This window comes from Rhodococcus sp. MPR-R1B (assembly GCF_058793255.1).
Genome location: NZ_JBXAFO010000007.1, coordinates 126,358 through 141,200, shown reverse-complemented (window position 1 = coordinate 141,200; position 14,843 = coordinate 126,358). Strand labels below are relative to the sequence as shown.

Annotated in this window: 11 protein-coding genes; all 11 read left to right on the top strand. The window is 63.4% G+C overall.

The features are described from left to right. Positions 1 to 17 precede the first annotated feature (17 nt). The 11 genes from glf (at position 18) to fadD32 (ending at position 14,827) form a co-directional block, all read left to right on the top strand. Positions 18 to 1,232 (top strand): UDP-galactopyranose mutase, encoded by a 1,215-nt coding sequence (gene glf, locus AC1Q61_RS12445; RefSeq protein ID WP_007731822.1) that lies wholly within the window; start codon positions 18 to 20, stop codon positions 1,230 to 1,232. Beyond that, positions 1,229 to 3,142, top strand: coding sequence for a glycosyltransferase (locus tag AC1Q61_RS12440; RefSeq protein WP_230359377.1), 1,914 nt, complete (start codon positions 1,229 to 1,231; stop codon positions 3,140 to 3,142). The genes glf and AC1Q61_RS12440 overlap by 4 nt, the downstream gene beginning before the upstream one ends. Continuing rightward, on the top strand, positions 3,123 to 3,656 hold the full coding sequence (locus AC1Q61_RS12435) for a phosphatase PAP2 family protein (protein WP_003943893.1): 534 nt from the start codon (positions 3,123 to 3,125) through the stop codon (positions 3,654 to 3,656). The genes AC1Q61_RS12440 and AC1Q61_RS12435 overlap by 20 nt, the downstream gene beginning before the upstream one ends. Beyond that, positions 3,653 to 4,558, top strand: a complete 906-nt coding sequence (locus AC1Q61_RS12430; protein ID WP_003943808.1) for a decaprenyl-phosphate phosphoribosyltransferase — start codon at positions 3,653 to 3,655, stop codon at positions 4,556 to 4,558. The genes AC1Q61_RS12435 and AC1Q61_RS12430 overlap by 4 nt, the downstream gene beginning before the upstream one ends. Continuing rightward, the gene (locus tag AC1Q61_RS12425; RefSeq protein ID WP_030535822.1) at positions 4,536 to 6,455 is read left to right on the top strand and encodes an arabinofuranosyltransferase AftB family protein; all 1,920 of its coding nucleotides are present in this window, start codon (positions 4,536 to 4,538) and stop codon (positions 6,453 to 6,455) included. Before AC1Q61_RS12430 ends, AC1Q61_RS12425 begins: the two co-directional genes overlap by 23 nt. A 331-nt stretch (positions 6,456 to 6,786) precedes the next feature. After that, positions 6,787 to 7,797 (top strand): alpha/beta hydrolase, encoded by a 1,011-nt coding sequence (locus AC1Q61_RS12420; protein WP_007731818.1) that lies wholly within the window; start codon positions 6,787 to 6,789, stop codon positions 7,795 to 7,797. A gap of 252 nt (positions 7,798 to 8,049) precedes the next feature. Beyond that, positions 8,050 to 9,933, top strand: coding sequence for an alpha/beta hydrolase-fold protein (locus tag AC1Q61_RS12415; protein ID WP_230359378.1), 1,884 nt, complete (start codon positions 8,050 to 8,052; stop codon positions 9,931 to 9,933). Between the two features lie 106 nt (positions 9,934 to 10,039). Next, entirely contained in the window at positions 10,040 to 10,591 is a 552-nt protein-coding gene (locus tag AC1Q61_RS12410) for a DUF732 domain-containing protein (RefSeq protein ID WP_003943980.1), read from the top strand. Between the two features lie 9 nt (positions 10,592 to 10,600). Next, the gene (locus AC1Q61_RS12405) at positions 10,601 to 11,554 is read left to right on the top strand and encodes a cutinase family protein (RefSeq protein WP_003943848.1); all 954 of its coding nucleotides are present in this window, start codon (positions 10,601 to 10,603) and stop codon (positions 11,552 to 11,554) included. Between the two features lie 205 nt (positions 11,555 to 11,759). Then, the gene (locus AC1Q61_RS12400) at positions 11,760 to 12,755 is read left to right on the top strand and encodes an LLM class F420-dependent oxidoreductase (RefSeq protein ID WP_007731815.1); all 996 of its coding nucleotides are present in this window, start codon (positions 11,760 to 11,762) and stop codon (positions 12,753 to 12,755) included. Positions 12,756 to 12,937: 182 nt separating this feature from the next. Further along, complete coding sequence (gene fadD32, locus AC1Q61_RS12395; protein ID WP_003943899.1) at positions 12,938 to 14,827, top strand: long-chain-fatty-acid--AMP ligase FadD32; 1,890 nt, start codon at positions 12,938 to 12,940, stop codon at positions 14,825 to 14,827. The last annotated feature ends 16 nt before the right edge of the window (positions 14,828 to 14,843 follow it).

Here is a 14,843-nt window from a genome sequence, read left to right as displayed (position 1 = left end):
CGATACCCTGGTTCATCGTGACCGCTGCAAATTCAGAGACCGCCCGTGCCCAGTACGACCTGATCGTCGTCGGTTCGGGATTCTTCGGGCTGACCATCGCCGAGCGTGCCGCTACCCAGCTGGGTAAGCGCGTGCTGGTGTTGGATCGCCGTCACCACCTGGGGGGGAACGCATACTCGGAGGCAGAGCCGGAGACCGGCATCGAGGTCCACAAGTACGGTGCCCACCTGTTCCACACCTCCAACAAGAAGGTCTGGGACTACGTCACCCAGTTCACGGAGTTCACGAACTACCAGCATCGCGTCTTCGCGCTGCACAAGGGACAGGCGTACCAGTTCCCGATGGGACTCGGTCTCGTGTCGCAGTTCTTCGGTCGGTACTTCACTCCCGAAGAAGCACGCGCCCTCATCGCCGAACAGTCCAGCGAGATCGATTCGAAGGACGCCTCCAACCTCGAAGAGAAGGCGATCTCCCTGATCGGGCGCCCGCTCTACGAAGCGTTCGTGCGTGACTACACAGCTAAGCAGTGGCAGACCGACCCCACCGAGTTGCCCGCCGCGAACATCAGCCGCCTGCCGGTCCGCTACAACTTCGACAACCGCTACTTCAACGACACGTACGAGGGCCTGCCCGTCGACGGCTACACGGCGTGGCTCGAGAACATGGCGAAGGATCCGAAGATCGAGGTCCGCCTCGACACCGATTACTTCGACGTCCGCGACGAACTGCGCACCGCCAGCCCCGACGCCCCTGTCATCTACACGGGCCCGCTCGACCGCTACTTCGACTACTCCGAAGGTGCACTGGGATGGCGCACCCTCGATTTCGAGACCGAGGTTCTGCCCACCGGAGACTTCCAGGGCACCCCGGTCATGAACTACAACGACGCCGACGTGCCGTTCACCCGTATCCACGAGTTCCGTCACTTCCATCCGGAGCGCGAGTACCCGACCGACAAGACCGTCATCATGCGTGAGTTCTCACGTGCCGCGGAGGCGAAGGACGAGCCGTACTACCCGATCAACACTCCAGAGGATCGCGAGAAGCTCTCCGCGTACCGCTCACGCGCCAAGAAGGAGACCGCGGAGAACAAGGTCCTCTTCGGTGGGCGTCTCGGCACCTACCAGTACCTGGACATGCACATGGCGATCGCCAGCGCGCTGACGATGTTCGAGAACACCCTGCGCCCGCATCTCGAAACGGGTGCGGAATTGGCAGGGGAGAGCGAATGAACGCACGTCATCTACTCGAAGGCGAAGATGCCGTCAGCGGCGACGAGGTGACCTACCTCGGCAAGTCCCTGCTTCAGCGGATCATCCTGCCCCGCGCCGGTGAGCCGCTCGACGTCCGCACGTTGTACTTGGAAGAGTCCTGGTCCAACAGTCGGCGGGCGCACTCGACCTCGCGCACGTCGGTAGCGCTCGGCGCCGAGACCGAGGTCTCGTTCGCCACGTACTTCAACGCGTTCCCTGCCAGCTACTGGCGTCGATGGTCCATCCTGAAATCGGTGGTCCTTCGTCTCGAGCTGTCCGGCCACGGCCGCGTCGACATCTACCGTTCCAAGGCGGATTCCTCGCGAATTCACGTGGAAGGCAAGGAATTTGCCGACGGCGATGCCGCGGTCGAGTTCGAGGTGGAACTGGCGCCGTTCGAGGACGGTGGCTGGATCTGGTTCGACATCACCACCGATACGGCAGTGGTCGTCGAGAGCGGCGGCTGGTACGCGCCCGTCGAGGCTCCCGGCGAAGCGACTGTCGCCGTTGGTATTCCGACGTTCAACCGTCCGACCGACGCGGTCAAGGCGCTTGCTGCACTTGCTTCGGATCCGCTGGTGTCGGACGTGATCAAGGCCGTCATCATGCCGGATCAGGGCACCCGCAAGGTGCGTGACGAACCCGGATTCGCCGAAGCTGCTGCAGCGCTCGGTGATCGGCTCGCCATTCACGATCAGGGCAACCTCGGCGGCTCGGGCGGATACAGCCGAATCATGTACGAGGCACTCAAGACGACGCAGTGCCAGCACATCCTGTTCATGGACGACGACATCGAGATCGAACCGGACTCGATTCTGCGCGCGCTTTCATTCTCGCGCTTCGCGAAGTCGCCGATGCTGGTGGGTGGGCAGATGCTCAACCTGCAGGAACGAAGCCACCTCCACGTGATGGGTGAAGTGGTCAACCGCGGCACCTTCATGTGGTCCGCGGCGCCGAACGTCGAATACGACCACGATTTCTCGAAGAAACCGCTGCGCGAGTCGAAGCTCCTGCACCGCCGCATCGACGTCGACTTCAACGGCTGGTGGATGTGCATGATCCCGCGCCAGGTCGCCGAAGAACTCAAGCAGCCGCTGCCGCTCTTCATCAAGTGGGACGATGTCGAATACGGTTTGCGCGCAAAGGAAGCCGGATACCCGACCGTCACTCTGCCCGGTGCCGCGATCTGGCACATGGCGTGGAGCGACAAGGACGACGCCATCGACTGGCAGGCGTACTTCCACCTCCGTAACCGTCTGGTGGTGGCCGCGCTCCACATGCCGGGCAACGGCCGTGGCCTCGTGGTCAACACAGTGAAGGCAACGCTCAAGCACCTGCTGTGCCTCGAGTACTCCACCGTCGCGATCCAGAACAAGGCCATCGCGGACTTCCTCGCCGGACCCGAGCACGTCGCGAACATGCTGCCGACGGCACTCGGTGAGGTCCACGCCCAGCGCAAGGAATTCTCCGACGCCGTCGTACTGCCGTCGTCGACTGCGTTGCCGCTGCCCTCCGGTGCGGATGTCGGAGACGTGAGCCTGCCGCTGTCGACCGTCGCGAAGATCACCCGGGTCCTCAGGGCCGGAGTGCACAACGTGAAGCCGGCCAAGCAGGAACACCTCGAGCGCCCTCAGCTCAACGTTCCGACCATCGACGCCCGTTGGTTCCTGCTCTCGCAGGTCGACGGCGTCACCGTCACCACGGCCGACGGTCGCGGCGTCGTCTACCGCAAGCGAAACCCGAAACTCGCGCTCGAACTGCTCAAGGAAGCAACACGGTTGCGCCGCGAACTCGCCGCCCGTTTCCCCGAGCTCAAGAAGCAGTACCAGGACGCCGTTCCTTCACTGACCAGCACGGAAAGGTGGGAACGTGTCTTCGGCATCTCCTGAAGTACAGATTCTGGCCGGGATTCAGTCGACCGTCGGGCAGCTGCCGGGAGCCGTCAAGGTCGCCCGCGGTATGTCTCACTTCGGTGAGCACTCCCTCGGGTGGATCGCGATCGCTGCCGTCGGAGCTGCTGTGGACAAGCCGCGTCGACGGGAATGGGCCGGAGCAGCCGTCGGAGCATTCGGTGCACACGCCGCCTCCGTGGTGATCAAACGAGTGGTCAGGCGCAAGCGACCTTCCGATCCTTCGGTGCAGGTCAACGTCTCGACACCGAGCAAGCTCAGCTTCCCGTCATCACACGCGACGTCGACGACGGCGGCGGCTGTGCTGATCGGTCGGCTCACCGGGCTACCCTTACCGGCGTTGCTGGTGCCCCCGATGATGCTCTCGCGTCTGGTCCTGGGAGTTCACTACCCGACCGACGTACTCGCCGGAGCGGCACTGGGAGCCGCATCCGCGGCGGTAGTTCGCCGGGTCGAAGAAGCCAGAGCCGAACAGAAATGTGGAGATAAATGAGCGAGGAACCGGCTACGGTCAGCGGACCCCCGAAGTCCCTGCCCGCCGGCATCGTCAAGGCGCTTCGCCCACGTCAGTGGGTCAAGAACGTCCTTGTGCTGGCAGCGCCCATCGCGGCCGGAACCGCCACCGAAGCCGACGTGCTGTTGCCCGTCGCGCTGGCGTTCGTCGTGTTCTGTATGGCGGCATCAGGCATCTATCTCGTCAACGACGCGATGGATGTCGAAGCCGACCGTGCTCACCCCACGAAGCGATTCCGTCCCATCGCGGCCGGCGTTCTACCCGTCAACATCGCCTACGGCATGGCAGTCGTGCTGCTTGCCGGTGCGATCGGGCTGTCCTTCCTGGCCAACTGGCAACTCGCCGTGGTCATGGGCGTGTACATCGTCATCCAGCTCGCCTACTGCTTCGGTCTCAAGCATCAGGCCGTCATCGACATCTGCATCGTCTCGTCCGGCTTCCTGCTTCGAGCGATCGCCGGTGGCGTTGCCGCCGAGATCGATCTCTCGCAGTGGTTCCTGCTGATGATGGCGTTCGGCTCACTCTTCATGGCGGCAGGCAAGCGCTACGCCGAACTGCAGTTGGCCGAGAAGACCGGCGCCAAGATCCGTAAGTCCCTCGAGAGCTACACGATGACGTACCTGCGTTTCGTGTGGACGATGGCGGCGACGACGCTGGTCCTCTGCTACGGACTGTGGGCGTTCCAACAGGACGCCATCAAGGGCACCAACTGGTACGCCATCTCGATGGTGCCGTTCACCATCGCGGTGCTGCGATACGCGGTGGACGTCGACGGCGGCGAAGCCGGAGAGCCTGAGGAGATCGCGCTCGGTGACCGGGTGCTGCAACTCCTCGCGATTGCGTGGATCGGAGTAGTGGGTGTCGCTGTCTACCTCGTCTGAGCCACGCACCGAGGCCGACCCGCACGTCGACACTGCGGCGAATCGCACCACCCTCAGTCGAGGAGTTTTTCTCGGCGGGGTGGTGCTTGCTGCTGCCCTCATGTTCTGGGGTGCGTGGGAGCGTCGCTGGATCGCCGACGACGGACTCATCGTCTTGCGAACCGTCCGCAACCTGCTCGCGGGGAACGGCCCGGTCTTCAACGCGGGTGAGCGTGTCGAGGCGAACACGAGTACCGCGTGGACGTACATCGTCTACGCGTTCAGTTGGCTCACGCAGATCCGTCTCGAATACGTTGTTCTGACGATCGCGCTCGTACTCTCGACTGCTGCCGTCGTGTTGGCGATGCTCGGCACCGGTCGTCTGTACCGCGGCGTTCGGCCGTCGGCGGGCGGAACGATCCTGCTGGTACCGGCGGGTGTTCTCGTCTACATCGCGGTTCCGCCTGCGCGAGATTTCGCCACTTCCGGGCTCGAGACTTGCTTGGTGATCTTCTGGATCGCGCTCCTGTGGCTACTGCTCGTTCGGTGGGCGCAGGCGTCGACGCCGTCCACGGCGTCGATCCTGACTCTCTCGTTCGTGGCCGGACTCGGACCACTGGTTCGACCCGAGATGGCGATTCCCGGTGCTGCCGCGTTGATGATGATCGTTCTCTCCGCAGGCCTGACCTGGAAGATTCGCACACTGATCGTCGTCGTCGCCGGACTTGTCCCGGTGGCCTATCAGATCTGGCGAATGGGCTACTACGCCTTGCCGTACCCGAACACCGCGGTGTCGAAGGACGCCGGTGGCGCGAAGTGGGCGCAGGGTTTTGCGTACCTGTGGAACCTGGTCGGGCCGTACCTGCTCTGGTTGCCGTTGCTGTTCCTGCTCATCGGTGCGCTGCTGCTCGTGTGGCGAAGCCGAGCGGACACACCTACCGCTACCGCAGATCAACCCGCACGCCCGCTGTGGCAGCGCTTTCAGCAGTTTCTGCGCACGCCGCGGGCGATTGTCACCTTCATTCTCGGCAGTGGGCTGATCCTCGGGATCTACTCTCTGCGCGTCGGCGGCGACTTCATGCACGGCCGCGTCCTGTTGCCGGTGTTGTTCTGCCTGCTCATCCCGGTGGCGGTCATTCCGTTGCGGGTGCCGGCGCGGGCAGCGTTCGGAAGTAATCGCGATACCGCGATCTTCGGAGTCTCGGCGGTGCTGTGGATCGGCACGATCATCTGGGCCTTCTTCGCCGCGAACACGACGGGTATGCCCGAAGGATCCGTGGTGGGTCGCTCGGGAATCGTCGACGAGCGAGCGTTCTACGCACTCAACACCGGTCACAAGCATCCGATCCTGGCCGAGGACTACCTCGACTATCCGCGAATGCGTGCCATGGTCGAGACCATCGCGCGGACTCCGGAGGGTGGGCTGCTGCTGCCGTCCGCGAGCTACGACTCCTGGTTCGTCGTCCCACCACCCGGACCGATCGAAGAGCCGGCCGAGCACGTCGTCTTCTTCCTCAACCTCGGAATGACGAGCATGAACGTCGGCCTCGACGTTCGGGTGCTCGATCAGATGGGGCTGGCGTACCCCCTGGCAGCTCACACCGAGCGACTCGAGGACGGCCGGATCGGGCACGACAAGAATCTCTATCCGGACTGGGTGGTCGCGGACACGGGAATGATCGACGTTCGACCGTGGCTGCCGTTCTTCCTCGACGAAGACTGGGTTGCGGACGCAAAGCTGGCCATCACCTGCCCGGAAACGCAGGAGTTGCTCACGTCGTACCGCTCCGAGCTGACCTGGGCCAGATTCAAACAGAACTTCCAGCAGGCATTCGACTTCGCGAAGTACCGATTCGACCGGGTTCCGGCCTACGAATTGGAACGCTGCGGTCTCGTTCCACCGGAGTCACCCAGGTGATGTGATCAGCATCACCGACTGTTGAGGGTTTGAATATTTCGATTCAGTAACACCGAATTGATTGGCCACGATGTACTCGAAGACGATTCACCTAACCTGAATCACCCCCGAGGGGTGATGACGGTGTTGCTCGCGGATTGGGACGTAACGGTCCACCTATTTGTCACAGCTGAACCTGTGACATAAAGTCCAGCGAGCGCAGTGTGACTTGGAAGAGGTCCGCTGCCGACCCGAACTCGTTCGGGCTGGCAGAAAAGCCTGTTCCCCGACGGAATCCGCCGGAACCACTCCACCGAGTGGGTTCCGCAGACGAAGAGAGAGAGCAGTATCCATGCGTTTTGCCAGAAAGAGGCTGACCCAGCGCCTCAAGCACCGAGCGTTGGCCATCGGTGCCGCAGCACTTGTGCTCCCCCTTGCTGCAGGAGTTGCCGGTAGTGCTGTCGCCTCTGCTGCGCCTGCGCACACTGCTCCCAGCCACACCGCCCCCTCCGGCGGATACGACGAGCTGTGGGTGCCCTCCTCGATGGGCAACATCAAGGTCCAGGTCCAGTGGGCCGCTCGCGGCGGAAACGCTGCCCTTTACCTCCTCGACGGCCTGCGTGCGCGTAACGACGCCAACGCGTGGAGCTTCGAGACCAATGCGATGGACCAGTACCGCAACGACAACATCACCCTCGTGATGCCCGTCGGCGGCGAGTCCAGCTTCTACAGCGACTGGTATGCACCGTCGAACTTCAACGGCCAGCAGATCACGTACAAGTGGGAAACCTTCCTCACCGAAGAACTACCCAACTTCCTCGCGAACTACGGCGTCTCGCCCACCAACAACGCGGTCCTCGGCCTCTCGATGGGTGGCAGCGCTGCTCTGACGCTGGCTGCTTACCACCGTGACCAGTTCAAGTTCGCCGGCTCGCTGTCGGGCTACCTGAACATCTCGGCTCCGGGCATGCGCGAGGCAATCCGCGTCGCAATGCTCGATGCCGGTCGCTTCAACGTCGACTCCATGTGGGGACCGCCGTGGAGCCCGTCCTGGCTGCGCAACGACCCGTTCGTCTTCGCACCGCGTCTGCAGGGCCTGTCGATGTACATCTCGTCGGCAAGCGGCCTGCCCGGTGAATACGACCACCCGCGCGCACCGATCGACTACTACAACACGGCTAACGGCATGGGCCTCGAGGCTCTCGCCCTGGTCAACACCCGTGCATTCCAGATCCGCATGAACTCGCTGGGTATCCCGGCCACCTACAGCTTCCCGTCCAACGGCACGCACTCGTGGCCGTACTGGTCGGCAGAGCTGTGGAAGGCTCGCGGCCAGATCCTCGACACCATGAACGCTTGGTGATCGTGCGCGATCCCGTGACCTAGTCACTTCACCAGTGCCGTTCCGGACTCCTCGAAGGAGAACCGGGACGGCACTTGTGTATTCAGGTGCTGCACAAGCGCCCGATGTCAGTAACAATTGCACCACCAGTAACAGCGCGGCTACCCCAAGCGGGGATCGTTTGCGTGTAGAAATAGTTTCAACGGGGGTCTGGCTGCTCAGGCGGCCACACGATCGACGCGCGGACCGAACGTAAGGAAAGAGAGTGAGCTCATGCGAGTAGGCCTTGCCACGGAGGACCGTCGCCGGTCCCGGGCAACCTTCCGGACAAAGGTCGTCGGCGCACTGGCAGCGATGCTGGTTCTGCCGATCGCCGCGGGCTTGACGACGGCCGGAACCGCGGCAGCCGCGCCGGCACCTGCTCAGGCCGCACCGGCCGCCACCCAGAACCCCACCGGAGCAGCGGTCACGAAGGTCGACTGGCTCAGCGAGCGTCGCGTCGCGCTGTGGGTGAACTCTCCCGCGATGGGCACCCCGATTCAGGTGCAGATCCTCTTGGCCCGTGATTGGAACGTCAATCCGTCGGCCAGCTTCCCCTCGGTCTGGATGCTCGACGGTCTTCGCGCGACCGACAACGAGAACGCCTGGACCTACGAGACCGACGCCGAGTCCTTCTACGCGGACAAGAACGTCAACGTCATCCTCCCGGTCGGCGGTCAGTCCAGCTTCTACTCCGACTGGCTCCAGCCCGACAACGGCAAGAACTACCAGTGGGAGACGTTCCTGACCAAGGAACTGCCCCCCATCCTCGAACAGGACTGGCGGACCACGCAGACACGCGGTGTCGTCGGACTGTCGATGGGCGGCACGTCCGCCATGTTCCTCACGGCGCGCAACCCCGGCTTCTTCAAGTTCGCCGCTTCGCTCTCCGGCATCCTCACCACCACCTCGCTCGGCATGCCTCAGGCAATCCAGTTCGCGATGACCGACGCCGGTGGATACAACTCCGCCGCGATGTGGGGACCGCCGTCCAACCCGCAGTGGGCTGCACACGATCCGTACGCGCTCGCCGAGAAGCTCAAGGGCGTCAGCCTGTACGTCTCGAGTGGTAGCGGTACGACCGGCCCGTACGACCAGCCGTCGGGAATTCCCGGCGTGAGCACCAACTACGCAGGCATGGGCCTCGAGATCCTCGCTCGCCTGACCTCGCAGACCTTCGCGACCAAGCTCAACCAGCTCGGCATCCCCGCGCAGGTCAACTACCGCCCGTCCGGAACCCACTCGTGGCCGTACTGGCAGTTCGAGCTTCATCAGCTGTGGCCACAGTTGGCCAACGCCATCGGCGTCGAGGTCGAGAAGCCGGCTTGCGGCACTTCGGGTGAGATCGGTGCGACGGCCGCAGCCAACGGCTGGATCGGTGACTGCATCACCCCCGAGTACAGCGTCGCGGGTGGCCTGGCACAGGACTTCCGCAACGGTCGCATCTACTTCACCAGTGGAACGGGCGCCCAGCCCGTCGCCGGTCGTATCGCCGGCGCGTACATGAACACCGGAGCAGCGGCCGGCCCGCTCGGCTTCCCGCGTACCCCCGAACTCGGTACCCCCGACGGACGCGGACGCTTCAACCACTTCCAGAACGGCTCCATCTACTGGACCCCGCAGACCGGCGCTCACCCCGTCAGCGGCGACATCCTCGCCGAGTGGTCCGCACAGGGTTGGGAAGGTGGCCCGCTCGGCTACCCGACTGCCGACGAGATCGCGACCCCCGGCAAGCCGGGCAAGGTCCAGGGATTCGAGATCGGCGCAATGTACAGCAGCGCCAACGGAACTCACGCGGTTCTCGGAATGATCATGGGCAAGTACGGCGAACTCGGCTGGGAAAACGGCTGGCTCGGATTCCCGAAGTCGAACGAGGTTCCGATCAAGGACAACGGACGCTTCACCGAGTTCGAGGGCGGCAACATCTACTGGAGCCCCGGCACCGGTGCATGGTCCGTCGAGAACGGTCCGCTGTTCGACGGTTGGAAGAGCGTCGGATACGAAGGTGGACGACTCGGATTCCCGATCAGTGACAAGTTCGACATTCCCGGTGGTGTCCAGCAGAACTTCCAGTTCGGCTACATCACGGTGATCGGTGACAAGACAGAAGTTCACTAACTCACAGTGGTGCACGACGGGCGGGCCCGATCACGGATCGGTGCCCGCCCGCGTGCGTTGCGTAACCTGTTGATGGACTTTCGACTGAAGGCAAGGACGGACATTGATGTCGCTTTTCTCGGGTAACCGAAACACTTGTGCACGCGCGATCGCGGTCGGCGCCCTGGCGCTCGCCACCGGTGGCGCGCTTGTCGCGTGCGGTAGTGACGACTCCACTGCAACCTCCAATCCGGTCACCACGACGTCCGCGGCGGCTTCGTCCTCGAGCGGTTCGGCATCTGCGTCCGCCTCTGCGACCACGACGGCGTCGGCTGCGCCCACCAGTCCGGGAGCCGCGGCCACCGCGCCGCCGGAGCAGCCGCAGAGCATCGAGGGCTTCCCGGGTCCCACAGTCGTCGAGGTCAGTCCCGAGGCACAGAAGTTCCTCGACGGACTGAAGGCGAAGGGCATCACCCCAGCCGGTGACGGAAGCATCGCCGTCAACACGGCCAATTACATCTGCGCTGCCGGTCCTCAGACCGACGACGAGGTCCTGACCTTCGTGACCGCCTTCGTCGGCCAGGAAGCGTCGGCGGAAGGCAAGCAGATCACTCCCGAGCAGGCAGGTGCGAACGCTCAGATCTACATCGACGTCGCCAACGCCACCTACTGCAAGTAGGCGCGGGTCATGGCGAGGTCTGGAAAGCGTCGTGGGTGCCTGATCCCGCTGCTGATCATTCTTGTGGTCGCAGCGGTCGTGATCGGCGGTTGGTACATCCTGGCCGGGCGGGTGCCTTCGCCGACTCCGATCCCGCCGAGCCCGGAGCCTCCGGTGTCTCAGCCGGCCAGTTGCCCCGATGTCCAGGTAGTAGCCATACCGGGTACGTGGGAGTCGAGCGCTACCGACGACCCGTACAACCCGACGGCCAATCCGGCGTCGTTGATGCTGAACGTGACCCGTCCTCTGCAGGAGAAGTTCGATACTTCACGGGCCGACGTCTACACCGTTCCGTATGTCGCACAGTTTTCGAATCCGGTGGCGATCCCGCCGGACGGACAGCAGTCCTACAACAACAGTCGGGCTGCGGGAACTGCTGCCACTAACGACTTTCTGATGAAGCGGCACGCCGAGTGCCCGCTCACGAGTTACGTCCTGACTGGATTTTCCCAGGGCGCGGTGATCGCGGGTGACGTCGCCGCGAGTATCGGCGACGGTACCGGCGCGGTGCCTGCCGATCTGGTTCTGGGCGTCGGCTTGATCGCCGACGGTCGGCGCGATCCGGCGTTCGGGAACACCGTTGGCCCGAGCGTTGCCGGTGTCGGCGCCGAGCTGTCGCTGAACGGGCTGAAGCTGCCCGGTCTCACGATGACCGGCCCGAGGCCCGGCGGGTTCGGTGACCTCAACGATCGGACCTATCAGATCTGCGCGCCGAGCGACGGTATCTGCGACGCGCCGGCAGCCGCTCTCAACCCGACCAACTGGCTGAGTTCGGCGCCGCGACTGCTCGAGTACTACAACAACCCTGTGCACGCGATGTACAACTCCTTCCAAGTCGATCCGAACGGCACGACGGCCACCCAATGGATGGCACAGTGGGCTGCGGAGAAGATCGACGCTGCACCGACGCCGCCCCACAGTTGAGTCACCGCCGCACTGTTGATTCGTCACAATCGGGCGTCTCGGGAGTTCGCTCGCGGGTAATCTGCTCGTTTGGTCCCGGTAGAGTGCTGCACGGTCCGGGGGCTTCCTCTACAGTGCTGTCACGTAAGTGACTGGCGAGTAGGTTCGATTTGTCCGAGTTTGTAGTTCGAGTACGACGTACGTGTCCATCACAGGAGATCGATATATGAGTTCCACCCACGGCAGCGATGCCCTACGCAAATTTCGGTTTGCGGCCGGTGGCGAGGGCAACGCCGAAGAGGGTGGTGCGCGACGCTTCGTCAAGCTCGCGCAGAAGGCCGAGGAACTCGGCTACGACTCGTTCATGATTCCGGATCACCTGGGTAATCAGGTCGGCCCGATCGCCGCTCTCGGAGCGCTCGCGGTGGCCACCGACAAGATTCGTCTCGGCACCGCCGTGTTGGCCAACGGCTTCCGTCATCCTGCTGTGCTCGCGAAGGACGCGGCGACTATCGACGTGCTGTCCGGTGGTCGACTCGAACTCGGTATCGGTGCGGGCTGGATGAAGGAAGAGTTCGACAAGGGCGGCATCGCCTACGAAAGTCCGGGCGTTCGCATCGAGAAGCTCGAGGAGTCTCTGCAGATTCTCGACGTTCTTCTGCGCGGGCAGGAATGCACTTTCGAAGGCAAGCACTATCAGGTGCGCGGCCTCAAGGGCAGCCCGCGACCGCGGCAGGGCCCGCGGCCACCGATCATCGTGGGCGGCGGAGGCCCGAAGATGCTTGCTCTCGCGGCGAAGTACGCGGACATCATCTCGGTCGCCACACCGACGAACCGTGACGGGCGGCTTCTGCTCTCCGGAATCACGATGGAAAAGACCATCGAACGTGTCGAGCGGATCCGCGAAGCTGCCGGCGAGCGTTTCGATGAGATCGAACTCAACTGGACCATCACCATGATCATGATCACCGACGATCGAGAGCAGGCTGCCGAAATGGCAATCGCCGCTCTGGACCAAGGTTTTCCGCCGAACATCGAAGTGGATCGTAAGCTGAGCGTGGAGGAGCTGTTGAACTCTCCATACCTGGCTGTGGGCACTTTCGAGGAAATCGCAGACCAGATTCGACTGGTCCGCGAGAAGACGTCGATGTCGTACGTCGGGGTCTTCCCGACGCAGATGGAAGCGTTCGCCCCGATCATCCCGTTACTGGCGGGCGAGTAGGCCGGAGAATACGGACGATGCGAATCTGTAACATATCGATGGTTTGGGATCGATGAAGTGATTCAGGTGAGTTGCGCACAAAGTGCGATTCGATTGATCGAAGATGGACCCGAGAGAGCGAAGGAAGTCTGGGGCGCAGGCATGAAAGACAGTGCTTGTGTGATCGCTTCGGAGGAGATGGAATGAACGCGCTGTTCGATGGCTTTCTCGACGAGAAGGGCCAGATCCGCCTGCAACCAGGCTTCACGCTGGTCGACTACGTCGAGCAACACTCGCGTGTCAACGCGGACGAGCTCGCGTATCGGTACATCGACTACTCACGCGAGCGTGACGGTGAAGCCCTGGAGCTGACCTGGGAGCAGTTCGGTGTGCGTCTGCGCGCTGTTGCAGCCCGTCTGCAGCAGGTCACCAAGCGTGGCGACCGTGTCGCGATTCTTGCTCCGCAGGGACTCGACTACGTCATTTCGTTCTTCGCGGCCATTCAGGCCGGTTCCATCGCGGTGCCGCTCTTCGATCCGGACGAGCCCGGTCACACCGACCGTCTTCACGCTGTTCTCGGTGACTGCAAGCCGACTGCGATTCTGACTGCCGCATCGTCGGCGGCCGGTGTTCGACAGTTGTTCCGCTCGCTTCCCGCTGCCGAGCGTCCGCGCATCATCGCCGTCGACGCGATTCCCGACACCGTCGGTGAAACGTGGGTTCGCCCCGACATCGAACTCGACGACATCGCGTACCTGCAGTACACCTCGGGTTCGACCCGAGTTCCCGCCGGCGTGGAGATCACCCATCGTGCTGTCGGAACGAACGCGCTCCAGATGGTCGACTCCATCGAACTCAACGAGGACTCTCGGGGCGTCACGTGGCTGCCGCTGTTCCACGACATGGGCCTGCTGACGGTCATCCTGCCTGCTCTGGGCGGCAAGTACATCACCATCATGAGCCCGCGTGCTTTCGTGCAGCGGCCGTACCGGTGGATCAAGGAACTTGCTGCGGTTTCCGACGGCGCCGGCACCTTTGCTGCCGCTCCCAACTTCGCTTTCGAGCACGCTGCCGCGCGTGGCCTGCCGAAGGACGGCGAGACCCTGGACCTGAGCAACGTCATCGGTCTGATCAACGGCAGTGAGCCGGTCACGACGTCGTCGATGCGCAAGTTCAACGACGCTTTTGCTCAGTACGGTCTGCCCAAGACTGCGATCAAGCCGTCGTACGGCATGGCCGAGGCGACGCTCTTCGTCTCCTCGACCAAGCATTCCGACGAGGCCAAGGTCATCTACGTCGACCGCACGGAACTCAACAAGGGACGCATGGTCATCGTCGACCAGTACTCCGAGAACGCAATCGCGCAGGTCTCCTGTGGGTACGTCTCGCGCAGTCAGTGGGCGGCGATCGTCGATCCCGAGACGCTGACCGAGGTCCCCGACAATCACGTCGGCGAGATCTGGTTGCACGGCGAGAACATCGGTATCGGCTACTGGGGTCGCCCCGACGAGACGGCGGAGACCTTCCACAACAAGCTGGACAATCGGTTGAGCGAAGACAGCCACACCGAGGGCACGCCGGCGGATGCCAACTGGATGCGTACCGGCGACTTCGGCGTCTACGTCGACGGCGAGCTGTACATCACCGGGCGCGTCAAGGACCTCGTGATCGTCGACGGTCGCAATCATTACCCGCAGGACCTCGAGGCTTCGGCTCAGGAAGCCAGCCCGGCTCTGCGCCCCGGCTTCATCGCTGCGTTTGCCGTACCGGCCAACCAGCTGCCGTCCGTCGTGTTCTCCAACACGCACTCGGGTCTGAAGTTCGACGACGACGATTCCTCGGAGCAGTTGGTCATCGTGGCCGAGCGTGCTCCCGGCGCAGGCAAGGCCGATCCGCAGCCGATCGCGGACACTGTGCGTGCGGCGATTTCTTCCCGTCACGGCGTCACGGCCCGAGACATCCTGCTCGTCCCCGCGGGTTCGATTCCGCGTACGTCCAGCGGCAAGATCGCTCGCCGCGCGTGTAAGGCGAGCTATATCGAGGGAACGTTGCGAGGCGGCTATCAGCAGACCGCATTCCCCGATAGCGTTTGAGGAGCAGTCCCTTCAT